The following is a 23,274-nucleotide window of genomic DNA, read 5'->3' as shown; positions in this document are numbered from 1 at the left end:
ATGAACCTACAACCGAGAATAGAAACCTTCCCGCAGAAAAAATTTATAGGCAAGCGCATAAAAATGTCGTTAGCCGGGAATAAAACCCTTCAGTTATGGCAAAGTTTTATGCCCGAAAAGTCAAAAGTTAAAGATGTAACAGGCACTGAGCTTTATTCTATAGAGAATTATACACCAGATTATTTTAAAATATTCAATCCGGCGGCTACCTATGAGAAGTGGGCGGCCGTTGAAGTATGTAACCTTGAAAATGTGCCTGAAGGAATGGAAGCTTTTACAAGTCCCGAAGGAGTGTATGCCATTTTTCTGTATAAAGGATCTGCCGGCGAAGCACCGGAAACGTATCAGTATATCTTTAATGAATGGTTGCCACAGTCGGGATATGTGCTGGATGATCGTCCGCATTTTGCCGTCATGGGCGAAAAGTATAAAAATAACGACCCTGATTCTGAAGAAGAACTCTATATCCCTATAAAACCAAAATGCTGAAAAGTAAAATAAAATAACCAGTATATAATCTAACAAACAATAAAAATTAATATGACGCACTTTTTAGGAATGATAGGCCTCTGGCAAATTTTATTATTAACGATTTTAATGGTGATTTTTATAATCCCGCTAATAATAGCAGTAGTCGATATCGTCAGGAACAATTTTGAAGGCAGTGGAAAAATAGTATGGCTGCTAGTGGTTTTGCTGTTAAATCCTGTCGGGGTGGTATTGTATTTTTTAATCGGGAGAAAGCAACGTGTAGCGATATCAAATGAAAATAACTAGAAGGAGTACTGGAAACGGGCACTGAAAGCTTTTAATTTGATGAGAACGGCGTTTTATTGAAATTATAATCCTGATTTTGATTGAATTAGTGCAGGTTTTTCATAAATTAATAAGCAATTAAGAAGAAGGTTCTCAATGAGATAGGATCTTTGTTGCTAACTGTTAAACAGTCAAAACCATGAAAAACTTTGTTACATCAGGATGTTTCCTCCTGTTTTGTGCTTTTCAGCTCAGCGCCCAGAACGTAAAAGATACCCGGTTATTACATTCCCCTGCCATTAGCGATGAGCATATAGCCTTCGTTTATGCAGAAGACCTCTGGATCTCTGATAAGGACGGATCTAACCCGAGACGATTGACCGTCGATGAAGGAGTTGAGTCAAGTCCTGTTTTTTCTCCGGATGGTTCGATGATAGCTTTCAGTGCAGAATACGATGGTAATACAGATGTCTTTGTCATCCCGTCTTCCGGAGGGGTTCCCAAAAGGTTAACATGGCATCCTTCCTGGGATATTGTCAGGGGTTTTACTCCCGAAGGGGAGGTTTTGTTCAATTCGAGAAGAACAAACCATACCAACAGGCATGCAAAACTCTATACAATTGCTGTAACCGGAGGGCAGCCGAAAGAATTATCAATACCTACTGCGTACAGAGCAGCCATATCCTCTAACGGAAACTATATCGCTTATAATCCGAATTACGAAGCCTTCCGGCAGTGGAAACATTACAGAGGGGGAACACAGGCCCGTATCTGGGTGTACAATAAAAGCAATGAAAGAGTAGAAGAAATTCCAAAACCGTCAACAGGCGCTAATGATGCCCATCCTCAATGGGTCGGTAAGAAGGTGTTTTTCAGGAGCGACAGGAACGGAGAGTTTAATTTATTCTCATACGACATTAATACGAAAGAGGTTGTACAGCATACAAACTATACCGGGTTACCGGTTATAGGCTTGGGGTCGAACGGCAAAGAGGTTATTTATGAGCAGGCGGGTTATTTGCACCTATACGATCCTGAGTTAGGTACGAGTAAAAAGATTACAGTTGGAATTGCCACTGATTTACTCGAAATGAGACCCAGGTTTGTGTCAGGGGCCAACTATGTGCGAAGTGCAGCAATATCACCCTCGGGGGTAAGAGCTGTGTTCGATTTTAGGGGAGATATTGTTACGGTGCCTGCAAACAAAGGAGATGTAAGCTATATAACCAATACACCGGGAATACACGAAAAAGACCCTTCGTGGTCACCCGACGGAAAGACGATTGCTTATTTTTCTGATGCTGGCGGAGAGTATGCGATACACTTAAAAGATATTCAAAGTGATAAGGTAACAATCATAACGCTGGATGGCACAGGTTTTTATGCCAATTTAAACTGGTCGCCGGATAGTAAAAAAATGACTTTTGTCGACAATGGGAGAAACCTTTATGTATTGGATGTAAGTTCGAAAAAGATCGGAAAAGTAGCAACAGATATTTTGTATGTTCCCGGAGCCTTTAGAGATCTGTTTGGATCATGGGCTTTCGACTCAAATTATTTTACTTATACAGTAATTACCGAAACCAACTTCGAGCAGGCTTTTGTTTATAGCCTGAAAGAAAACAGGTCGTATGCTGTTTCTGACGGGTTGTCCAATGTTTCAGAACCGGTTTTTGATCCTGAAGGAAAATATATATACATGCTGGCATCAACAGATGCAGGCCCAGTAGTTAATTGGTTCGACCAGTCAAATCAGGATATGGAAATGACCAATTCTATTTATCTGGTAACCCTTCAAAAAGAAACGATTTCACCACTGGCAAAGGAAAATGATGAAGAAGAGATCGATAAGAAAAAAGAAGGAGCAGATAAGAAGAAAAAAAAGAAACCTGTATTGGAGATCGATTTCAATGGGATACAACACCGTATTATAGATCTTCCGGTCAGGCCGGGAGTGTATTCGAATCTGATAAGCCCGGACAACGGAAGCTTATATTATTTGTCATATCAGCCCCATAGCAACTTTTCAAGTCCACAATCATTAATGCATTTCGATCTGAAAGAACGTAAGGCAAAGGAGGTTTTAAAAGCAAATCAATATAGTATCTCAGCCGATGGTAAAAAGATGCTTGTCCGTAATGGAAGTTCGTGGAATGTGGTGGAAACAGGGAAAAAGCCTGATAACGGATCTGTTAAAATCGATGAAATTAAGGTGAAGATTGATCCGGTTCAGGAGTGGAAGAATATCTTTAACGAAGCCTGGCGTGTTAACAGGGATTATTTCTATGATCCCGGTATGCACGGAGCCGATTGGGAAGCTATGAAGGTAAAGTATACAGGCTTTATACCGGATGTGGTTTGCAGAAGCGACTTATACCGCGTGATGCAATGGATGTTTAGTGAATTGGCTGTGGGGCATCACCGCTTTCAGGGAACGGGCGACAGATTGAACAATCCGGAGAGGGTAAACGTAGGTTTGCTGGGTGCGGATTATGAAATAGCGAACAACCGATACAAGCTAAAGAAGATATACGGAGGCCTGAACTGGACTCCTGATCTGAAGGCTCCGCTTACCGAACCCGGGGTTAATATACAAGAGGGCGAATATATCCTCAGTGTAGATGGAAATAACCTTACTGCCAATGATAATTTATATCGCTTTTTTGAAAACAAGGCAGGCAAGATTGTGAATTTAAAGGTAGGGACGAATGCAAACGGATCAAACACCCGAAACGTGAAAGTGGTTCCTATAGCTAACGAGGACGCTTTGAGAAACAGGGCCTGGGTAGAAGGAAATATCGAGAAAGTAAACAAGGCAACAGGCGGACAGGTTGCTTATGTATATGTGCCGAATACAGCCGGAGCCGGGCATGAATATTTTAAACGTTATTTCTTCCCGCAAGTAAACAAGAAAGCAATTATTGTAGATGAGAGGTATAATGGCGGCGGACAGCTTGCGGATTATTATATAGATCTGTTGAGAAAACCATATCAGTCACATTGGAATTTCAGGTATGGGAACGATCTGAAAGCACCCAATGCATCTATTCAGGGACCGAAAGTAATGCTGATCGATGAAACAGCAGGCTCGGGAGGAGATTATCTTCCCTGGATGTTCAGAAAGTATAAGCTGGGAAAGCTTATAGGGAAAAGAACCTGGGGCGGACTTGTGGGGATACTGGGGTATCCTGAATTTATTGATGGAGGCAGGGTCACAGCACCTAATGTGGCATTCTACAGTGAAAAAGGATTTAGGGTTGAAAATGAAGGAGTAGCTCCGGATATCGAAGTAGAGCAATGGCCAAAAGAAGTCATGGGAGGGCATGATCCGCAACTCGAAAAAGCTATTGAGGTTATTATGAAGGAATTAGAAGAGTATAAGCCCGGTTATCCTGTACGTCCTGCATACCCTAACAGAGCCAAGGGAGCCGGTCAGGAATAAGAAATGATACTTTTTTATAAAAAAGGGGGGGGCTGTTAAGGCGCTCTGTTCTATCATAATTTACCGGATTCTGACACTACCGGTTTTCCTGTTCGGAGAGGTTGTATTATTTTAGAAAAAAAATGTAATGAAGACTTATTTCTCCACACTACTTATCGTTTTTGTTTTGATGATGTCCTGTAATTCTGGAAGCGGCAAAGAGGATAAAAGAGAAGATCAGAATGCTGTTGCGATATCTGGCAAGAAAGATTTTAATCGTCCGATGATGGGATGGGCCAGTTGGAATGCCTACAGAGTAAATATCAGCGAAGAAATAATCCGGGCACAAGCTGATGCGATCGTTAAATTGGGCTTAGATACACTCGGATACCGCTATATAAATATCGATGATGGATATTTTGGGGGAAGAAATGCAAGCGGAGAGCTAATCTCGCATCCTGAACGATTTCCGAATGGAATGAAGGCGTTGTCAGCTTATATTCATAATAAGGGCCTGAAAGCAGGTATTTATACCGATGCAGGGATAAATACGTGTGCTTCATATTGGGATAAGGATACCATCGGAACCGGAATGGGGTTGTACGGCCATGAATATAAAGATTTAAATCTGTTGTTAAATAAATGGAATTACGATTTCTTAAAAGTAGATTGGTGTGGCGGAGAATGGATGGGCTTGGATGAACAGACAAGATATACTGAAATAGGAAATCTGATAAAAGAGGTTAAGCCTGAAGTCTTATATAATGTATGCAGATGGCAGTTTCCCGGTAAATGGGTGACTCAAGTTGCCGATTCTTGGAGGATCTCAGGCGATATTGCAAACAACTTCAAGTCCATACTTCACATCATCGATAAAAATGCCGATCTATGGAAATATGCAACAAACGGGCATTACAACGATATGGATATTCTACAGGTAGGGAGAGGGATGACCAAAGAAGAAAACAAAGTACACTTTTCGATGTGGAGCATGATGCATTCACCACTCATTTTAGGAAATGATTTAACCAAAATATCGGAAGAAACGCTTCAGATTATTAGTAATAAAGAAATTATAGACCTCAATCAGAGTTCTTTTGTATACCAGGCAAGGAGAGTGGTTGATAAGGGAGATCTGGAGGTTTGGGCCAAGCCATTAACATCGACTGTAAGCGGAGAGGTAGCCGTTGCATTATTGAACAGAAGTAAAGAAGAACAGGATATAGCTTTTGACCTTGAGGATGTCGGTATCATTGCTTCTGAGGCTTATACGATGAGAGATTTATGGGAGAAAAAAGACTACCCGGCATCAAAACAGGATTCGATGATAATGAAAGTCCCGGCTCATGGTATTGTGGTATTAAAAGTAATAGGTACTGCAAAACCTTTCAATGTGTTTCAATACGAGGATAAAAAATAGCGGACTGTAAAAGCTTTATTATAGTTAAGGTAAAAACACTACGAATGGAAAAAGTTGCGACTTTGGTTTCGGAATGGTTTGATAAATGGACGACAGGCGATTTTTTAAGTCTCCCGGTTACAGAAACTTTTACACATACCAGTCCGTTTGGAACCATTGAAGGAAAAAGAGCCTATATAGAACAGGTAATCGCTAACAAGGATAAATTTCTTGGCTATACCTTCGATATACTTGATGCATTGTACTATCCGGACAAAGCTTGTGTCCGCTATATTGCCAGGCAGGACGACTTTAAACTGGAGGTGAGTGAGTGGTATTATATAAAAGACAAGTCGATCGATCGGGTCGTAGCATATTATCATATTGGAGAGATTAGAGAAGACAGGAAGCTTAATGATATTTGAACCCGATAAATATTTAGCGGGTATTCTAACGATACGAATGTATACGAAGAAATTTTTTCTTTAATTAAAGAATTATTTATCTGTATTATGGTAAAGATAAATAAGATATTTTCACAGTATATGAATAGATTTAAGTATTAAAAATCTGTAACCTTCCGGTTGTATTACGATTTCTTTAAAAATATTAATATTTCGTATAAACCAAGTTTTATATTATATATTAATGCATAATTTTGTAGTAAATAATCATTAAAAAATAAATGTAATCTATTGTTAGTATGAAAAAAATGAATGCTTTAATGCCTGGCTTGTTTGTTTCTGTTTTTCTGATCAGTTGTAGCGATTCTACTTCTGATGAGTTTGATGAGGCTAATGGAGGTGTAGAAGAAAAGTTAATCACTCAATTAGACTTAGCATCTGTTCAGGATGAAACCGAAAACAGTTCTGTGTACCTTACGTATGATGCTGATTTAAGATTGAGTAAAGCTTCGAATGGGATGGAGTCAAGTACTTTTGTATATGAAGATGATGAGCTTTCTGATGTAACCGGAGGAAATTCCGGTAGCGTCTTTAATATTGAAGAACTTTATCAGTCTCCTTATGGTGCTTTTGAAACAGGAAAGGTTTTGGAGTATGATGATAATAAAAACCCAAGTCTAATAGAATTTTATGAAGAAGAGTATGATTATGAGAATGATACATATACAGATTTGGTGTATACGGCAGAGGTAAGTTATGATGAAGCGCCTAGTCCTTATTTTTTCACTTTAAAGGCAGCAGGAGTTATAGACGTTCTAGATAAAGTTCAACTTAACTTTAGTGCTTCACCTGAGTCTGCGGAAATTTTAAAAGCCAAGGCACTATTTCCAGTTAATAATATATCCAAAATCCTTTATAAGGATGAAAAAGGAAACCCTGTTTATGAAATAAAAGCGGATTATGTGTATGATGATGATAATTATCCGGTTTCTGCCACAATAAGCGCTAAGGATTTAGGAAACAATGAAACTTTAGTATATACACTAAACTATAAGTATATGCAAAAATAAAAATAGGCTAAACAGGCATATTTTAAAGCACCACTTAAAATGTGGTGCTTTTTTATTTTTATCGTGGTTGGCATAATCCAGTAATTGATTATTTATGAAAAATGGTAATACATCCAGAGACCGGTGCAATACAACAATAAAATTAAATGATAATTAAGCTATTGTATAGTTTTAGAGGTCAATTAATTATTTAAAAAGGCCTGTAATGTATAAAATTATTTGGTGGCTGCTGTTAACGCTGCTCTCGTATTCAGGATTTGCACAAAATGTTGCCGACACCCATATTATAACCTTGCCAATCACAGAAGCAGAGGGGTTTGGTCTGTTTTCCCCGGAATTTAAAGAATTAGAGTATGATCCGGCAGAAATGGTGTCAGATGAGTGGAATAATACCAGAGAGGCCGTAACGGGAATACCGGAGCATTGGGACAAACCGGTGGTAAAAAGGATTATTTTTGACATTTACCAGTTCACATATCAGAATTATAAGCTTGGCGCTTTAAGCGAAGATTTTTTTAACAGTGCGAAGGAAGCATGGCAATGGGATCCGGCAAAGAGGGCTCTTTATGAGCAGCCGATTCGGTGTTATACGCATATAGCAATGTTTAAAACTCCGTCTGGAGTGATTGAATATAAGCTCGACACTGATAACGACAAGGATTTCAGAGATGAAAGAACGGTGTCTTCTCCAATAATGGTTGTTGCTCTTGCAAATGGAGCCAAACCCGAATATGCATTAAGAGTACAATACGAGACCTATGTTAACGGTAAGGTAGAAAAGAAAACCATTCCGGTACTTATCGCACAAAATAAAGAGGATCGTTTGTTGTATGGTTTTCCCGTACATGGGGAAACATGGTTTAAAAAAAAGAGACTGGTTTTAAGGGGTGATGTTGTTAGCACGACATATGATAAACGCACTCTGGTAGGTGTAGACGGTAAAAAGGAGGGCTTTAAACCGGTAAAAAAAGAAGCGCAGTTGGAAGTAGAAGGTGAAAATTACCTGAATATGGGGACAGATGCCAATAATCTGATGCTGACGTTAGGGGTCGAACAACCAACCAAGAATAATTTAGTGTATAGAAAGCCGATGGTAGGCGATGCAGCAGCAGTTTTTTCAGGGAATGAATTTACGACAAACAAACCTGTCAGTTTAAAAGATTATAAAGGCAGGTACCTGTACCTGGAGTTCTGGGGAAGCTGGTGTAAACCATGTATGAAGGAAATTCCTAATGTAAAACATGCCAGGCAGAATTTAGATCCGGCCTTGATTTCATTTCTGGGAATCGCATACGACAAGCCCGAAGAGCTTGCCAAAACGATTAAAAAGGAAAAGATTACCTGGCCGCAAATACTTCACAGTAAGGAAAATAAGATCGCAGATATATACGATGTTCGGAATTTTCCTAAATCGTATTTAATAGATCCGGACGGAAAGATAATAGCAGAAGACCTGCGGGGTAGCAAATTGGTAAAACTATTAGAAAAGTATATGAACAAACGATCCAGGTAGTTTTGGTGTTATGGACGAACTGTTTGAAATGCTTGTCCGGGCCCGGCCAGGGATGCACAGAAAGCCTGTAGGAGTGTTAAATGTTAATGGCAGATACGATAACGGACTGTTAAAATAAGAGAACAGGGATATGGTTCTGTTCGACAAAGATATCGATATCCAGCTAAGTAAAATGGAAGCGTATAAAGCTCCTGTAGTCAGCAGGCGGATCACAAAGAAAACTACTTAAAATGATTTTTTCAGAAAATAAAAAAACCACGCTCCCGATAGCTATCGGGATGACGTGGTTTTTTAAATTATTGTTTTAATGTTTTTCCGTTTTTATCTTTAAAACGGTACTCTAAATACGTGTAAGCATCTCTTGGTAAAATTTTTACCCATTTTTTGTGTTCTAAAAACCATTTAGAACGGATGGATGGAAATCCTTTTGTCAGATAAGCGGCTATAAACGGGTGTGTGTTTAATATAATACCGTTTTTAGCTTTATCATTTTTAATAATTCTTTCAAGATCGAAAGTCATTTTATCAACCAGGACAATAGGAGCCTCTACTTCACCATTGGTGTTAGGGTCCTCTTCTCTTGTTTTAATAGTTAACTCCGGTCTTACTCTTTGTCGCGTAATCTGTATCAGGCCAAACTTACTGGGGGGAAGGATTTTGTGCTTGGCTCTGTCGTCGCCCATTTCGTCTCTTAAATGGTTGTATAACGTTCTTCGGTTTTCGGCATCAGACATATCAATAAAATCGACTACGATGATACCTCCCATATCCCGAAGTCTTAACTGCCTCGCAATTTCAGTAGCGGCTATGAGGTTTACCTCAAGGGCCGTTTCTTCTTGCGATTTAGCTTTATTGGATCTGTTACCGCTGTTAACATCTATTACATGAAGGGCTTCGGTATGTTCAATAACCAGATAAGCACCTTTACTCATAGATACAGTACGACCAAACGAAGTTTTGATTTGACGCTCAATTCCGAATTTTTCAAAAACCGGAACAGAAGAGTTGTACATTTTTACGATGGATTCTTTTTTAGGAGCGATTTCGCTCAAATAATCCTTGATTTGATAATAAAGCGTTTCGTCGTCTACGTGAATTCCTGTAAATGTATCGTTAAAAACGTCTCTCAATATGGAGGCGGCACGATTCATTTCGCTTAAAACTTTAGACGGTTGAGGCGCTTTGTAAATTTTTTTGCACATAACTTGCCAACGATTGATCAAGTTTTGCAAATCTTTGTCCAGTTCAGCGACTTTTTTGCCTTCGGCTACCGTACGGACAATAACTCCAAACCCTTTAGGTTTAATGCTTTGTACGAGCCTTTTAAGTCTATCTTTTTCATCTTTGTCTTCAATTTTCTGAGAAACAGAAATTCGATTCGAAAAAGGTACCAGAACCAGATATCGTCCGGCTATTGAAAGCTCTGAACTAATTCTGGGTCCTTTGGTAGAGATAGGCTCTTTTACAATTTGAACTAATATAGACTGGTTGGCCTTAATAACATCGTTAATAACACCGTCTTTGTCTATGTCTTCTTCAAATGGGAAATCTTTTAAAGAGAAATCTTTTACTTTACCTGTGCTTACACGTTTGATGAATTTTAACAATGAGGATAATTGCGGGCCGAGATCGTGATAATGCAAAAAAGCATCTTTTTCATAACCTACATTTACAAATGCAGCGTTAAGTCCCGGAACCGGTTTTCTTACCTTTGCCAGCATAATATCGCCTACGGCAAAGTCTGAACTACTTACCTCTTTGTGTAATTCTATCAGTTTTCCATCCTTTAATAAGGCAAAATCAACGTCAGAGGAACCAGATCGGACAATTAATTCCTTATTCACTCTGAATTGGTTTGTATCGATCCGTAAATACGGACAGATGGATTAAACAAAAAATATTTTACACAGGTTCCTGTTTTAAAAACAGGAAAACCCGGCGAAATTTCATAATGATATTACGAAACTTCTATTTCAATGAACAACAAAATGTGTTAAAAAGAAAAAGTAGTTTAAGAACTACTTTTTCTTTTTATGGCGGTTAGCTCTTGCTCTTTTCTTACGCTTGTGCGTCGCCACCTTATGTCTTTTTCTTTTTTTACCGCTTGGCATAGGGTATAAATTTTATAGTTAATAAATTATTTTACGTCTACGTTCGCTTTAACGCCCTCTACAAATACTTTAGCTGGTTTAAAAGCAGGAATATTATGCGCAGGAATCTTGATGGTTGTATTCTTAGAGATGTTTCTTCCCGTTTTTTCGGCTCTTGTTTTAATGATAAAACTACCGAAACCACGCAAGTAAACGTTGTCTCCGTTCTCTAAGGAGTTCTTTACTTCTTCCATAAAAGTTTCTACAGTTGCCTGTACGTCTCCCTTTTCTATGCCAAGTTTCTCTGAGATTTTGGCTACTAGATCTGCTTTCGTCATTTTATTATACTGTTTTTAAGACTATTATAATTTTTGGGGATGCAAATATATGAATTAATTAACCAATAACAGAAACACAAATGCGTTAAAATTAACCATATAACTTAGTATTTTTGACGACGTTATAAAAAATAAGGATGTTTTCTAGCAAAATTAGACAGTGGTATAAGGCGAATAAAAGGGCGTTGCCGTGGCGTGAGTCGCAGGATCCGTACCGTATTTGGCTGTCAGAGATCATGTTACAGCAAACCAGGGTAGAGCAAGGGCTGCCGTACTATAAAAAATTTACGGAAAACTATCCGACTGTGTTTCAGCTTGCTGCCGCATCTGAAGAAGAAGTGCTGAAAATGTGGCAGGGTTTAGGGTATTATTCCAGGGCGCGAAACCTGCATGCAACTGCAAAACACGTAGCTGAAAATTTAAATGGCATTTTTCCGGATTCGTATAAAGAACTGAAAAAACTTAAAGGAGTAGGCGATTACACAGCAAGTGCGATTGCCTCATTTTGTTTCGATATCCCCGAGCCCGTTGTAGATGGCAATGTATACAGGGTCTTAGCACGATATTTTGGTGTCGACTTCGCTATAAACAGCACTGAAGGGATTAAATATTTTAAAGAACTGGCTTCTGAGCTGATCGACAAAGGCAATCCCGCAGAATATAATCAGGGAATCATGGAGTTTGGGGCCATACAATGTAAGCCACAATCTCCCAAATGCGGTACATGTCCTTTGAACGACGGTTGTCTGGCCTTACAAAAGGGGAGGATTGAACAGCTCCCTGTAAAACTAAAAAAGACAAAAGTAAAAGACAGGTATTTTAATTATCTTGTTCTTCGATCAGAAGGCGAAACGCTGATCCGGCAACGCCGGCAAAAAGATATCTGGCAGAACCTGTATGAGTTTCCGTTAATCGAATCAAAACAAGAACTTGATATACAGCAGCTGGAAGAACATCCGTATTTTACAGCGCTGCTAGCAGGCGCAAATTACAGTCTGACATTGTTTAATGCGCAGCCGAAAGTACATAAATTGTCGCATCAACACTTATATACTAAATTTTGGGTTGTACATTTGCATGCTCCGATTGAAAATGGGATTCCCTGTCAGGAACTAGATGAATACCCGATGCCGGTTTTAATCGCTAATTTTGTAGAGGAATATAGTTTTTAGTTGTGGTTATTTTTTAATATTTTTGAGTTAAACACAAAGACAGATATGAGCGGAACGCTGAACAAAGTAATGTTGATCGGACACCTGGGAGATGAAGTTAAAATGACCTATTTCGATGGGGGAAATTGCATAGGCCGGTTTCCGTTGGCAACAAATGAAGCCTATACGAACAGGCAAACCGGAGAAAGGGTAACTTCTACTGAATGGCATAATATAGTGGTTAGAAATAAAGCAGCGGAAATATGCGAAAAATACCTGACCAAAGGCGATAAGATTTATGTGGAAGGGAGAATAAAGAACCGTCAATGGCAGGGTGAAGACGGACAAACGCGTTACACCACAGAGATACAAGTAACCGATTTTACGTTTCTGTCGGCCAAGAAGGAAGAAGGAGGCATGCAGCAGTCTTCCTCTGTTCAGCCGCAAAGGCAAGAGCAAAAACCACAGGCAGGTCAAGTGGTTCAAGAACCCGAACCGGACGACGATCTGCCATTTTAATTGTTTAACTAAACTGTATACATTTGGATCCTGAGCCCTCGAGTTTTTTAGCAATTTTTACGGTTATAGATACCGTTGCAACCACCAAAATTATTGTCTTATTTATCTTGCTGGTATGTTCTGCGTTAATTTCAGGTGCAGAAGTGGCCTTTTTTACTGTTAATGAAGATGAGCTGGAAGAAGGAAATGGTAAGAACAAGAGAGACAAGTTGGTGTTGAAGCTCCTGGAAACTCCCAAAAAGCTATTCAATACCATTCTGATCTTTAATAACCTGGTCAATATTGCTTTTGTGCTTTTATTCAGTGCATCAGCCAACTATTTTTTCGGACCCTTGTCGTCTTATTCACTGGGTGGCGTTGAACTTAAGTTTGTCGTAGAAGTTATTGTGGCAGCCTTTCTCATTTTAATGTTTGGAGAAATATTGCCGAAAATATACGTGACCAAGAACCAGCTTAAATTCGTGAGGTTTATAGCTCCTTCTCTTAATTTGCTGGCTAAAATATTGTCGCCGGTCAGTATCCCGATGCGAAATGCCAATAATTATTTTCAGGAAAAATGGGGGAGGCAAAAATCTAACCTTTCGGTAGATCAGCTGTCCCAGGCTTTAGAGCTAACCTCGGAAGAGGATACCACTTCGGAAGAACAGAAAATATTGCAGGGAATCGTTACGTTCGGGAATACGGAAACCAGACAGGTAATGACGCCGAGAATAGACGTTTTTGCACTTAGCGAAGACACGAAATTCTCTGAAGTTTTTAAGGAGATTGTCAAAAACGGTTATTCGCGTATCCCCGTATATAGTGAACATATGGATAACATTACAGGGGTTTTATACGTAAAAGATGTTTTGCCGCATATCGACAAGAAATCATTTAATTGGGTTTTGCTGAAACGGGAAGCCTATTTCGTTCCTGAAAATAAAAAACTCGACGATCTGCTGTTGGAATTTCAGGAAATGAAAAGTCATTTGGCCATCGTGGTAGATGAATATGGGGGGACTTCGGGACTTATAACACTTGAAGATATTATTGAGGAGATCGTAGGTGATATTTCAGATGAATTTGACGATGAAGATCTTATTTATTCCAAGCTCGACGACAGAAACTTTGTGTTTGAAGGTAAAACGACACTAAAAGATTTTTACAGGGTTATTCAGTTGGAGGATGAATCCCTGTTTGAAGAAAACAAAGGAGAGTCGGAGACCATAGCAGGGTTTATTCTTGAGATAGCAGGGAGCTTTCCGAAAAAAGGAGAAAAAATAAATTATGAGAATTATACGTTTGTTGTTGAAGCGTTGGATAAAAAACGAATTAAACAAATAAAACTAACGATCAATTAATGAAGGTAATAAAGGTATTTTTCATCTTTTTATTAGTGGCGGCCGTTGTTGTTTCGTGTAAAGAAGAAGCTATGCCAAAGCCGGAAGCGGCTTTAAGGTTGGATTATCCGTTACCAGTGTATATAAATACTGTGCTTGGCGGTTGCCCGTTCAGTATGGAGATCAATAAAGCAGCTGTAGCGGATCAAAAAGGGAACTGTGCTTATAATGTTAATTACAGCTCGATGAATGCCACGGTTTTTTTAACCTATAAAGAAGTTGACGGCAATATAGACAGCCTTCTTATGGATGCTCAAAAATTAACCTATGAACATGCGGTAAAAGCAGATGGCATCATAGACCAGCCCTTTATTAACGACGATGAAAACGTATACGGGATGTTTTACAGGATAAGTGGCGATGCAGCTTCCCAATCACAGTTCTATGTTACCGACAGTGTAAGGCATTTTTTAACCGGATCTTTGTATTTTAAAACCAAACCTAACTACGATTCCATTTTGCCTGCCGCAGCCTATTTGGAAAATGATATCCGGAAAATGATGGAGTCCGTTCGTTGGATTGATAAAGAAGTAAAATAATAAACCGAAAGCCTTTTTGAATATAGAATGCCTGTTTGGGCGCCTGTCGGAAAACTCCATGTCGTACAGGTGCTTAAACAGGCAGTTTGTTTTTTCTTTAATGGTTTTCGGAGTAAACGACCTCGGGGCAAGCCCACGAGAGGGCCAAGCGTAAAGAAAAGGTCTGGTAGGCCTTTTTAGCGATGGAGCCAGCTGGCGCATGGCAAAACATTTCGACGCAAGCCCTGTGAAATTCCTTTAGGAACATTTCACAAGGACAAGCGTCGGAGCATTTAAATCTCGATGATCGAGTAAAGGAGGTTACTGTTTGCCTAAGAGTTCTTCGGCATTTTTAATGCTTTGGTTTATCTTTTCCTTAAGCTCGTTAACTTTAGTATCCTCTTCTTTCAAAAGTTGAATTTTTTTGGACAGGCTGTCTTTAGCAATCGTACCGGAAAAATTACTTCCGAAATCTTTCATCCAAGTCATCATCATCTCATGCGAATCTTCCAGGTCCAGTTTAGCCTTTTCATATGATCTTCCCATCTCTGTGGTATCGACCTTATCTTTTAATTCGGTAATAAGCGTGTTGATCTTGCCCATTTTAGGCATTACCTCATCATGTACTTTAAGGACTTCGCTTTTAAGGGTGTCAAATGCTTGTTGCTGAGAATTATCTTCGCCACAAGCAATCATCAGGGTTAAAGCCATTGCACCAAGTACAGTCTTGAATAATTTCATAATTGTATGTTTTTGTTGTTTTGAGTGAATTGATTTTCAAACAGTTCTGTATCCATAAGAACGCTTATAGTTAAAACTTATTGAATCATTACAAAAATAAGGATAAAGACCGTATAATAAGTGTGAATTAAATACGAATTTTGTCCCCTAATCGAACCGTATGAGCGAACAAGGGAAAAAGTGGCTTTATCTTTCAGTGCTGACACTTATTTGGGGGAGCTCCTTTATACTTATCAAGAAGAGCCTGGTAGGTTTGTCTCCATATCAGGTCGGAGCCTTAAGGATTGTCTTTACCGCTTTCTTTTTATTTTCCGTCGGATTTAAAAAAATGGGAGAAATAAAGAAACGGCACTGGAAATGGATTGCCATATCGGGCTTTTTGAGCTCTTTCTTTCCTCCTTTTTTCTTTGCCCTGGCCCAGACCGAAGTCGATAGCGGAGTTGCTTCTGTGCTAAATTCCCTTACGCCCCTTAATACATTATTGGCTGGAACCGTGTTCTTTGGTATCACTACAACAAAAAAGCAGGCGTATGGCGTATTTATCGGCTTTATAGGGACGTTAATTCTGATTTTAAAAGGGGCGGAGTTCAATCCTGATCAGAATTATTGGTATAGCATACTGATTATTATGTCTACATTGGGATATGCCCTTAACGTAAATATTCTGAAAAAATACTTAACCGATATAAGTGCATTGGCGGTCACAACCGGCAATTTTGCCTTTATTGTTTTGCCTGCCCTGGTAATTTTATGGGGTACGGGCTTTTTTGAGACCGTTATGAGTTCGGAAGCGATGCAGCTTTCAGTACTCTATGTAACCGTACTTTCCTTATTCGGAACGGCCTTTGCCAAAGTTTTGTTCAATAAGTTGATTCAGATAGCAAGCCCGGTCTTTGCATCCTCAGTTACCTACACGATGCCCTTGTTGGCTATTGTATGGGGGTTGTTGGACGGCGAAAGCTTTAGCTTGCTTCAGTTGCTTGGCGGGTTGGTGATCCTGACAGGAGTTTATCTTGCAAATAACAGGAAGAAAGAATGAGGTGAGAACCTTTTTCAGTCACAAATAGACCTCTTGTCATAAGAGAGGGTTTTTGGATTGATTTAAGCGATTTTAAGCTTGTTTTCAGGCAACCAATGCAAAACAAAAGGGAGCCTGTGAGCTCCCTCCTATTAACAACAAATTTAAAAGAGATTATTGAAAATCTGTATCGGAAACACCTTCGTTGATTTTTATTTCTTTTACCTCAAAATCAATTTTTTGCGAACCAAATGTTTGGGATAAGCTGAAAGGGAATTTTATGCCTTCAATATCCTTGTAATTATCATAGAAAACGGATGAAGATATTTCCTGCCCGTTTTGTTTTATATGCACAACGTCTTTTATTTTCAAGCCGCTGTCTACACTGTAAAAGCTGGTCATTTGATCAGAGACTTTAAGGGCATAGGCATCTTTGCCGTCCACATTTTCTATTCCTTCCAGGGTGATGGTATCTGTATAGTGTAATTCTGGAAAAGTGCTGGCTGTCATTTTGGAAGATTCAAGATCTTCCGCCGACATCTCTTTTCTTTGTCCCTGTGTTACAGTGTACCCTTTGTTCCCGTTAATAACCTGTTTGTTCAGTGAGTTCCCCATCATTTTAATATCAACACAGGCCTGGGCGTTTGTAGTGGTTTTTACTTCCATGTTTAGAGCCATACCCTGTAGGGTAGCTTCTGCCGTTTTGTATAACGTGTTTACACTTTTCAGTTTGTTTGCCCCTCCGATGGCTTCCAGGTAGTTTTCTATAACTTTTTGGGCAGTTACACCCGCCGGAACCGTTTTTTTATACGTTGGCTTTTCTACTTCATTGGCGTATTTGTCAAAGTATTTAACAACTGCTTTTTTTCCGTGAAGTTCCATGTTTTCCAAACCCTTTGCAACATCACTTCCTTTACCGACAATAATAATTCGGGCTACATCGGATTTAAAATACTTATTAGCTGCTTTTTTTACATCTGGAACAGTTACATCATTGATCTTTTGCAGGTAAGTTTCATAAAAATCATCCGGAAGATTATTCGTTTTGATGTTTAGGGCATAACGGGCTACAGTACCCGGGTTTTCCAGCGCCATAACGAAGTCGCCTAAATATTTGGCTTTGGCGTTCCGCAATGTCTCCTCGTTTACATCTTCAGTCCTGATCCTGTCTATTTCTTTTATGAATTCAACGACAGAACTGTCTGTTACGGCGTTTCTTACCTTAGCTGCTGCCTGGAACAAACCGGCTCCATACCTGTCGGTACTCAGCGATGAACGGGCTCCGTAAGTATACCCGTGGGCTTCTCTGAGGTTCATGTTTAAATAGCTGCCAAAACTGCCTCCCAGTATATGGTTTGCCATAAGGGCATCAAAATAATCAGGATCAGACATTTTAAGGTCGATATTATTCACTACTTTGATCTCAGACTGAACCGCATTGGGCATGTCTATGAAATTAACCTGGGCGTATTGTGCATTTTTAGGAGCAGTATATGTTACTTGTGGTGCTATTGCCTTTTTCCAGCTGCTGAAAACTTTTTTGATTAACTTTTTGGTCTTGTTAACGTCCACATCTCCGACTACAACCAGATAGGCATTTTCAGGTGTGAAGTACTGGCTGTAGAAACTTTTAACGTCTTCAAGAGAAACGCTGTTAACAGTTTCTTCCGTAATAAATTCTCCATAAGGGTGTTTCTTGCCGTAGGCCAGGGCATTTTTAACCCTGTTTGAAATAGATGCAATGTCTTTTTCCTGAGATTTCAACCCTGTCAGAAGTTGTTCGCGTTGTTTTTCGAACTCATCTTCAGGAAATACCGGATGGAGGGCGCCGTCTGCCATAAGCCCTAAAATTTCTTCGAAGTACTTGGAAAGGCAGCTCGCTGAGGCACCGCTGGCTCCATAGCCGATATTCGCCCCTAAAAAGTCTACACGTTCGTTAAAGGCATCTTTGCTTACGGATGTTGTTCCGCTGCCAAGCACAGCACCTGTGAGACTCGCTACCCCGGCTTTGTCGCCTTCATATATCGGAGCATTGTCAATGCTCAGGTTCATCGATACCCTTGGTAGTTTATGGTTTTCAACAATCATAACGGTCAATCCGTTATTTAGTTGAAATGTTTCAGGTTTTCCTAAGTTTATTTTCGGGGTTGGTCCCGGCTTAGGTTGCTTGGATCGGTCGATTTGCGCTTGCGAAATTGTTGCGCAAAGCATAAATGCTATGATAGGTAATATTTTTATTTTCATTGTTTCTCTGTTTGAAAGCTTTGTTCGATAATCGAGATGTAAATGCTTTATTCCGATAATGATCGGGATGCCTGTTGAACTTGTTTTTGTGAAATATCCCGGAAGGCATTCACAAAACCTGTTCCGGGGCGGTTTACCTGGCTGATTCCGGTAAATACTCTAATCTTAAACGTTGATTCTTGTTAAGGTATTTCTTTGCCACGCTTCTGATGTCTTCTCTTGAAACGGACCTGTAGATGTTAATTTCCGTATTGATTAAATTAGTGTCATCGTAAAGCATATAATTTCTGGCCAGTGAATTGGCAATACCTTCAATGCTCGAATTGGAATTCACAAAATCGTTTTCCAACTTGTTTTGAAGCTTTTGATAGTCTTTTTCTGAGATCAGTTCCGTTTGTAATTTCGTGATCTCCTCGTCGATTTCTGTTTCCAGCTGATTTAACGATTTGTCACCCAACGGAAGCGCAAAGATATTATACATGCTATAATCTTCCTGTGGCCTGTTGAAGGCAAAGACCTGCATGGCAGATTTGTTTTCGTCTACCATTTTTTTGTATAGTTTCGATGTTTTTCCGTCGCTCAGATAGGTCGAGATCATGTTTAAGACATAAGCGTCTTTTTCTGTCATTGCCGGCGTGCGGTAACATAATGCCAGGGCCGGGATTTGGATATTGGAATCGTGTTCAGTAACTCTTATTTCCTGTGTTATCGGGTTTTCTTCAGGGAAGCTTCTGGTAATAGAAGCTCCTTTAGGAATGGAGCCAAAATAGGCTGTAATAAGCTGTTTTGTTTTTTGGATGTCGATATCGCCGGCAACGACCAGCACAGCGTTGTTAGGTACGTAGAATTTGTTGTTGAAAGCCAGAAATTCATCGAGGCTTGCTGCATCCAGATGCTCCATAGAACCGATAACAGACCATCTGTAGGGATGATTCTTGAATAAATGCGGCTGAACAGCTGTTCCGTATATGAGCCCCCCGTACGGAGCGTTGTCGATACGCTGTCTTTTTTCTTCTTTGACAACTTCGTTCTGTGTTTCAACACCAATTTGATTGATTACCGGGTGCAACATCCGTTCAGATTCCATCCACAGGCCCAGTTCAAGATTGTTGGAAGGAAAGGTCTCGTAGTAGTAGGTCCTGTCGGTTGTGGTATTGGCATTATTGCTGCCGCCATTCGAGCTGACGATGTTAAACCATTCCCCGCGTTCTATATTTTTTGTACCTTCAAATAATAAGTGTTCAAAAAAGTGAGCGAAACCTGTACGTTCAGGGTTTTCGTCCTTAGAGCCTACGTGGTACATTACCGAGGTTGTAACTACAGGGGCGCTGTTGTCCTGATGCAAAATCACATGCAGGCCATTGCCCAGATCGTACTCTTCAAAAGAAACTTCTTGTGCCGTAACGGTCATGCCGATAAGTAAAGAAGCTGCTGCAAAAAACGTTCTTTTCATTTCTTAAGGTTAATTGATTAATTATAGTGTTATTACAGTTAGTGTGGGTAACATTAAAAATGTTACAAAAGTTCTTCTTCTATCAAAGATAGTTTTTGGATGTTGAAAATAGAAATATGTAAGCCTTAATAACAAAAGTTTAAAAGACTGACTGGATATTTTTTTGTAATTTAATGGTGAAAATCATAAAGTTATATAAAATGGGATCATTTAAAGTGAATTTCAGGTATGGCGCTATAACGGCAGTAGTCTTGATTGCATACTTTTTAATTGTACGTCTCTTCGGATTGCATGAAAATCCGTGGTTACGGGTCTTAAATGGTGTTATTGTGGCATATGGTATTTATGCGGCCATCCGGTTCAGACGGCTTACCGAAGGCGATAAGTTTAATTACTATTCCGGTTTCCGTACCGGGTTGTTTACAGGTTTTATAGCCACGCTTGTTTTTGTCGGGTTCATGGCGCTTTATATGTTTCATATAGATCCGGAGTTTCCCAATACCATTATGAAAGGTTGGATAGAAGAGTATTATCAGGGCCCCGGGATTCTGGTTTTCGTTCTTGTTGTAGAGGGCTTTGCTTCTACCGTAGTATTAACACTTGCGTTTATGCAAAAATTCAAACCAAGCTGGAACACAAAAAAATCCCCTCAAAACATATAAAAACATTTGTTGTTTAGATAATTAGCGGTATATTTGCACTCATTTTGAGTAAAAGTAATTTTTAAACGAATCGCTATGTATGCAATTGTAGAGATAGCAGGGCAGCAATTTAAAGTTGCGAAAGACCAGAAAGTATTCGTACACCGTTTAGGTTCTGAAGAAGGATCAAAAGTATCTTTTGATAACGTACTTCTTTTAGACGATAACGGGAACGTTACTGTTGGCGCCCCAGCTATAGACGGAGCCGCTGTTGAGGCTAAAGTCGTAAAACACCTTAAAGGAGATAAGGTGATAGTTTTCAAAAAGAAAAGACGTAAAGGGTACAGGGTAAAGAATGGTCACAGACAAGCCTTAACCGAAATCGTAATTGAGAACATCGTAGCTTCTGGTGCAAAAAAACAAGCAGCTAAAAAACAAGCTCCCAAAGCAGAAGCTAAACCGGCAGAAGGATCTGAAGATCTAAGTAAGAAAACTGTTGCTGAGTTAAAAGAAATCGCAAAAAGTAAAGGTATTGAAGGTTATTCTTCTATGAAGAAAGCCGAACTAATAGCTGCTTTAAGTTAATTTTAAAACCATTAAAATCTTAAAGAAATGGCACATAAAAAAGGTGTAGGTAGTTCTAAGAACGGTAGAGAGTCAGAATCGAAACGCTTAGGTGTTAAGATTTTTGGAGGACAGGCTGCTATAGCTGGTAACATTATAGTTCGTCAGCGTGGTACAGCTCACAACCCAGGGCAAAATGTGTACATGGGTAAAGACCACACTTTACATGCTGCAATTGACGGTATTGTAAAATTTGAAAAGAAGAAAAACAACAAATCTTATGTTTCTATTGAGCCGTTCGAGGCTTAATCATTAGTTGTTTTAAAACGTTTAAAGCCCTTGCTGATCAGCAAGGGCTTTTTTGTTTATTAGCCGGAGCGTTGCTTTTTAATAATGTAAACTTAACACTGCTTCCGGTTATTGATAATACCTTGGCAGATTCAGTATTTTATCAGAAGTAAGCAAATGAAGGTTAAAAGTTTCTTTATAGTTCTTTGTTTAGTTATACAAACCGTATCAGGTCAGAAAAACACAGGCGCAGTTAATACGGAACCGATCGATACTACCTTTTTGGTATTCAAAAAAGAACTGGATGAAGCCGTTCAAAAGAAGGATACACAGAATATCGTTTCAAAACACGTTTTGCTGGCCGATTTTTATGAGACCCTGGGAATTACACATGATGCCATTCAGCATTATCATAAAGCATTGTCGTATAAAAAAGCAATAGAAGATACTCTTTATGTTTTTATTCTGAACAATCTGGGCAGTATAAATCTGGCTGCGGGACAATACGATACGGCGATCGATTATCTAAACGAAGGGCTGACCATTACCGAAAAAAAGAATCTGATAAGAGGGAAAGCAGTTGCATATACGCTTTTGGGAGCTACATCCGAAAAGAAAAAAGAATATGCAAAGGCGATCGAATATCAGTATCAAAGTTTGCGGTTGTTCAGGTTGTTGAATGATGATGAAGGTCTTGCTGTGGTATATGAGAACATTGGAAGTATCTATGAAGATCAGGAACAATACGACAAGGCATATGCATATTTTCAAAAGGCATATGACAATGTGCCTGAAAGCAATACGGACAGAAGAATTAATATTCTCAATAACCTGGGAGACGTTAACAGGAAGGGAGGAGATTATTATAAAGCATTCCGGTATACCGGGCAAGCGAGGGATGAAGCAGAACGGACCGGCAATATACACCAGCTTTCCAGCGCGTTAAAAGATCTTTCCAAAACATATGCGCTTACGGACGATTATGAGAAGGCTTATGATTACCTTAATGAATCCGTCGATACATACAAAGAAGAACAGCAGGCAAAAAGCCTGCAGCAGATGAATGCGTTACAGGCAGTGTATGGTTTTAAGGAGCGGGAAGCTAAAATAGAATTGCTTACCAAACAGAACGAACTGAATAAAGCCAACCAGAGGACTATCATTGTCGTTGTACTGTTGGTCATGTCGGTTTTTGCAATCCTGTTCCTTTTTTATAGAAAGAAAAGAAGCCAGGAATTTAAAATAGAGCAGTACAAGCAAAAGCTGTTGAGGGCTGATCTGGAAAAAAAGATTACGAAAGAAGAGAACCTCCAAAAAGAAATACAACTAAAAACATCTTCATTATCTAACTACAGCCTTCATCTGGCACATAAAAATAAAGTGTTGTCAGACGTTTCCAATACGCTGGAAAAGATAAAAAACAGGGAACATATGTTTATCAAGCCTAAAATAGAAGCGTTGATAAAAGAAATACAGACAGATATTGAAGATGAACAAGGCTGGACGGAATTCATAGGGTATTTCGAACAGATTCACCCCGATTTCTTTAAGAAACTCTCAGAAGTTTCAGTTTCAGAGCTCGGGGCATCCGAATTAAGGTTGTGTATGCTGCTCAGGTTAAATCTGACCTCCAGGGAAATAGCGGCTATTTTGAGAATAACCCCCGATAGTATCCGGATAGCGCGTTATCGTCTTAGAAAAAAGCTGCCTTTAGAAAAAGGAGATAATCTTCAAAGCTTCATTTTAGAGCTATAGCTGTTTTTTTTG

At 39.4% G+C, this 23,274-nt stretch carries 22 protein-coding genes; 17 read left to right on the top strand and 5 right to left on the bottom strand.

Features of this window, described 5'->3' with window-relative positions:
- The 8 genes from MQE36_RS04210 (at position 1) to MQE36_RS17050 (ending at position 8,681) form a co-directional block, all read left to right on the top strand.
- On the top strand, positions 1 to 489 hold the full coding sequence (locus tag MQE36_RS04210; protein ID WP_242937926.1) for a GyrI-like domain-containing protein: 489 nt from the start codon (positions 1 to 3) through the stop codon (positions 487 to 489).
- A 51-nt stretch (positions 490 to 540) separates the two neighbouring features.
- Positions 541 to 777 (top strand): PLDc N-terminal domain-containing protein, encoded by a 237-nt coding sequence (locus MQE36_RS04205; protein ID WP_242937925.1) that lies wholly within the window; start codon positions 541 to 543, stop codon positions 775 to 777.
- A 178-nt stretch (positions 778 to 955) separates the two neighbouring features.
- Positions 956 to 4,198: a S41 family peptidase gene (locus tag MQE36_RS04200; RefSeq protein WP_242937924.1), complete on the top strand. Its 3,243-nt coding sequence runs from the start codon at positions 956 to 958 to the stop codon at positions 4,196 to 4,198.
- A gap of 127 nt (positions 4,199 to 4,325) precedes the next feature.
- Positions 4,326 to 5,597 (top strand): glycoside hydrolase family 27 protein, encoded by a 1,272-nt coding sequence (locus MQE36_RS04195; protein WP_242937923.1) that lies wholly within the window; start codon positions 4,326 to 4,328, stop codon positions 5,595 to 5,597.
- A 44-nt stretch (positions 5,598 to 5,641) separates the two neighbouring features.
- Positions 5,642 to 6,001 carry a nuclear transport factor 2 family protein gene (locus tag MQE36_RS04190; protein ID WP_242937922.1) on the top strand — a complete coding sequence of 120 codons (360 nt, stop codon included), beginning with the start codon at positions 5,642 to 5,644 and terminating at the stop codon, positions 5,999 to 6,001.
- A gap of 278 nt (positions 6,002 to 6,279) precedes the next feature.
- Positions 6,280 to 7,050, top strand: coding sequence for a hypothetical protein (locus MQE36_RS04185; RefSeq protein WP_242937921.1), 771 nt, complete (start codon positions 6,280 to 6,282; stop codon positions 7,048 to 7,050).
- A gap of 205 nt (positions 7,051 to 7,255) precedes the next feature.
- Complete coding sequence (locus tag MQE36_RS04180; protein WP_242937920.1) at positions 7,256 to 8,563, top strand: peroxiredoxin family protein; 1,308 nt, start codon at positions 7,256 to 7,258, stop codon at positions 8,561 to 8,563.
- A gap of 10 nt (positions 8,564 to 8,573) precedes the next feature.
- Positions 8,574 to 8,681 (top strand): hypothetical protein, encoded by a 108-nt coding sequence (locus MQE36_RS17050; protein WP_423242477.1) that lies wholly within the window; start codon positions 8,574 to 8,576, stop codon positions 8,679 to 8,681.
- A 178-nt stretch (positions 8,682 to 8,859) separates the two neighbouring features.
- Here MQE36_RS17050 and MQE36_RS04175 read toward each other — a convergent pair whose 3' ends face one another.
- On the bottom strand, positions 8,860 to 10,407 hold the full coding sequence (locus MQE36_RS04175; RefSeq protein WP_242937919.1) for an Rne/Rng family ribonuclease: 1,548 nt from the start codon (positions 10,405 to 10,407) through the stop codon (positions 8,860 to 8,862).
- 293 nt (positions 10,408 to 10,700) lie between these two features.
- A complete protein-coding gene (locus tag MQE36_RS04170) occupies positions 10,701 to 10,991 on the bottom strand; it encodes an HU family DNA-binding protein (RefSeq protein ID WP_242937918.1) in 291 nt (96 codons plus the stop codon).
- Positions 10,992 to 11,128: 137 nt separating this feature from the next.
- Here MQE36_RS04170 and mutY point away from each other — a divergent pair, with 137 nt between their 5' ends.
- From mutY to gldD, 4 genes are read left to right on the top strand one after another with little or no spacing between them, the layout of a single operon-like run.
- Entirely contained in the window at positions 11,129 to 12,163 is a 1,035-nt protein-coding gene (gene mutY, locus MQE36_RS04165; RefSeq protein WP_242937917.1) for an A/G-specific adenine glycosylase, read from the top strand.
- Between the two features lie 45 nt (positions 12,164 to 12,208).
- On the top strand, positions 12,209 to 12,661 hold the full coding sequence (locus tag MQE36_RS04160) for a single-stranded DNA-binding protein (protein ID WP_242937916.1): 453 nt from the start codon (positions 12,209 to 12,211) through the stop codon (positions 12,659 to 12,661).
- 23 nt (positions 12,662 to 12,684) lie between these two features.
- Entirely contained in the window at positions 12,685 to 14,001 is a 1,317-nt protein-coding gene (gene gldE, locus MQE36_RS04155) for a gliding motility-associated protein GldE (protein WP_242937915.1), read from the top strand.
- Positions 14,001 to 14,579 carry a gliding motility lipoprotein GldD gene (gene gldD, locus MQE36_RS04150; protein ID WP_242937914.1) on the top strand — a complete coding sequence of 193 codons (579 nt, stop codon included), beginning with the start codon at positions 14,001 to 14,003 and terminating at the stop codon, positions 14,577 to 14,579. Before gldE ends, gldD begins: the two co-directional genes overlap by 1 nt.
- Positions 14,580 to 14,879: 300 nt before the next feature.
- Here the strand turns inward: gldD and MQE36_RS04145 are convergent, their stop codons facing one another.
- The gene (locus tag MQE36_RS04145; RefSeq protein WP_242937913.1) at positions 14,880 to 15,299 is read right to left on the bottom strand and encodes a hypothetical protein; all 420 of its coding nucleotides are present in this window, start codon (positions 15,297 to 15,299) and stop codon (positions 14,880 to 14,882) included.
- A gap of 160 nt (positions 15,300 to 15,459) precedes the next feature.
- Between MQE36_RS04145 and MQE36_RS04140 the strand changes: the two genes are divergently transcribed.
- Positions 15,460 to 16,338 carry a DMT family transporter gene (locus MQE36_RS04140; RefSeq protein WP_242937912.1) on the top strand — a complete coding sequence of 293 codons (879 nt, stop codon included), beginning with the start codon at positions 15,460 to 15,462 and terminating at the stop codon, positions 16,336 to 16,338.
- A 153-nt stretch (positions 16,339 to 16,491) separates the two neighbouring features.
- Here the strand turns inward: MQE36_RS04140 and MQE36_RS04135 are convergent, their stop codons facing one another.
- Together MQE36_RS04135 and MQE36_RS04130 are read right to left on the bottom strand one after the other, a co-directional pair.
- Positions 16,492 to 18,561, bottom strand: coding sequence for a M16 family metallopeptidase (locus tag MQE36_RS04135; protein ID WP_242937911.1), 2,070 nt, complete (start codon positions 18,559 to 18,561; stop codon positions 16,492 to 16,494).
- 133 nt (positions 18,562 to 18,694) lie between these two features.
- Positions 18,695 to 20,014: a M16 family metallopeptidase gene (locus tag MQE36_RS04130; RefSeq protein ID WP_242937910.1), complete on the bottom strand. Its 1,320-nt coding sequence runs from the start codon at positions 20,012 to 20,014 to the stop codon at positions 18,695 to 18,697.
- A 200-nt stretch (positions 20,015 to 20,214) separates the two neighbouring features.
- On the opposite strand from MQE36_RS04130, the gene MQE36_RS04125 reads away from it, so the two are divergent.
- The 4 genes from MQE36_RS04125 to MQE36_RS04110 all read left to right on the top strand — a co-directional run bounded on the left by MQE36_RS04125 (position 20,215) and on the right by MQE36_RS04110 (position 23,262).
- Positions 20,215 to 20,676 carry a DUF4199 domain-containing protein gene (locus tag MQE36_RS04125; protein ID WP_242937909.1) on the top strand — a complete coding sequence of 154 codons (462 nt, stop codon included), beginning with the start codon at positions 20,215 to 20,217 and terminating at the stop codon, positions 20,674 to 20,676.
- 75 nt (positions 20,677 to 20,751) lie between these two features.
- Entirely contained in the window at positions 20,752 to 21,240 is a 489-nt protein-coding gene (gene rplU, locus MQE36_RS04120) for a 50S ribosomal protein L21 (RefSeq protein WP_242937908.1), read from the top strand.
- Between the two features lie 27 nt (positions 21,241 to 21,267).
- Positions 21,268 to 21,528: a 50S ribosomal protein L27 gene (rpmA, locus tag MQE36_RS04115; protein ID WP_242937907.1), complete on the top strand. Its 261-nt coding sequence runs from the start codon at positions 21,268 to 21,270 to the stop codon at positions 21,526 to 21,528.
- 156 nt (positions 21,529 to 21,684) lie between these two features.
- Positions 21,685 to 23,262 (top strand): tetratricopeptide repeat protein, encoded by a 1,578-nt coding sequence (locus tag MQE36_RS04110; protein ID WP_242937906.1) that lies wholly within the window; start codon positions 21,685 to 21,687, stop codon positions 23,260 to 23,262.
- The last annotated feature ends 12 nt before the right edge of the window (positions 23,263 to 23,274 follow it).

Origin of the sequence: Zhouia spongiae (genome assembly GCF_022760175.1) — a bacterium.
Classification (GTDB): domain Bacteria; phylum Bacteroidota; class Bacteroidia; order Flavobacteriales; family Flavobacteriaceae; genus Zhouia; species Zhouia spongiae.
The sequence above is the reverse complement of the archived record's forward strand: the minus strand, read 5'-3'. Positions and strand labels throughout refer to the sequence as shown.

Excerpts from the sequence above, each read along its gene's own strand:
- MQE36_RS04210 (WP_242937926.1), top strand. The coding sequence starts at position 1 with ATGAACCTACAACCGAGAATAGAAACCTTCCCGCAGAAAAAATTTATA.
- MQE36_RS04205 (WP_242937925.1), top strand. The coding sequence starts at position 541 with ATGACGCACTTTTTAGGAATGATAGGCCTCTGGCAAATTTTATTATTA.
- MQE36_RS04200 (WP_242937924.1), top strand. The coding sequence starts at position 956 with ATGAAAAACTTTGTTACATCAGGATGTTTCCTCCTGTTTTGTGCTTTT.
- MQE36_RS04195 (WP_242937923.1), top strand. The coding sequence starts at position 4,326 with ATGAAGACTTATTTCTCCACACTACTTATCGTTTTTGTTTTGATGATG.
- MQE36_RS04190 (WP_242937922.1), top strand. The coding sequence starts at position 5,642 with ATGGAAAAAGTTGCGACTTTGGTTTCGGAATGGTTTGATAAATGGACG.
- MQE36_RS04185 (WP_242937921.1), top strand. The coding sequence starts at position 6,280 with ATGAAAAAAATGAATGCTTTAATGCCTGGCTTGTTTGTTTCTGTTTTT.
- MQE36_RS04180 (WP_242937920.1), top strand. The coding sequence starts at position 7,256 with ATGTATAAAATTATTTGGTGGCTGCTGTTAACGCTGCTCTCGTATTCA.
- MQE36_RS17050 (WP_423242477.1), top strand. The coding sequence starts at position 8,574 with ATGGACGAACTGTTTGAAATGCTTGTCCGGGCCCGGCCAGGGATGCAC.
- MQE36_RS04170 (WP_242937918.1), bottom strand. The coding sequence starts at position 10,991 with ATGACGAAAGCAGATCTAGTAGCCAAAATCTCAGAGAAACTTGGCATA.
- mutY (WP_242937917.1), top strand. The coding sequence starts at position 11,129 with ATGTTTTCTAGCAAAATTAGACAGTGGTATAAGGCGAATAAAAGGGCG.
- MQE36_RS04160 (WP_242937916.1), top strand. The coding sequence starts at position 12,209 with ATGAGCGGAACGCTGAACAAAGTAATGTTGATCGGACACCTGGGAGAT.
- gldD (WP_242937914.1), top strand. The coding sequence starts at position 14,001 with ATGAAGGTAATAAAGGTATTTTTCATCTTTTTATTAGTGGCGGCCGTT.
- MQE36_RS04145 (WP_242937913.1), bottom strand. The coding sequence starts at position 15,299 with ATGAAATTATTCAAGACTGTACTTGGTGCAATGGCTTTAACCCTGATG.
- MQE36_RS04140 (WP_242937912.1), top strand. The coding sequence starts at position 15,460 with ATGAGCGAACAAGGGAAAAAGTGGCTTTATCTTTCAGTGCTGACACTT.
- MQE36_RS04135 (WP_242937911.1), bottom strand. The coding sequence starts at position 18,561 with ATGAAAATAAAAATATTACCTATCATAGCATTTATGCTTTGCGCAACA.
- MQE36_RS04130 (WP_242937910.1), bottom strand. The coding sequence starts at position 20,014 with ATGAAAAGAACGTTTTTTGCAGCAGCTTCTTTACTTATCGGCATGACC.
- MQE36_RS04125 (WP_242937909.1), top strand. The coding sequence starts at position 20,215 with ATGGGATCATTTAAAGTGAATTTCAGGTATGGCGCTATAACGGCAGTA.
- rplU (WP_242937908.1), top strand. The coding sequence starts at position 20,752 with ATGTATGCAATTGTAGAGATAGCAGGGCAGCAATTTAAAGTTGCGAAA.
- rpmA (WP_242937907.1), top strand. The coding sequence starts at position 21,268 with ATGGCACATAAAAAAGGTGTAGGTAGTTCTAAGAACGGTAGAGAGTCA.
- MQE36_RS04110 (WP_242937906.1), top strand. The coding sequence starts at position 21,685 with ATGAAGGTTAAAAGTTTCTTTATAGTTCTTTGTTTAGTTATACAAACC.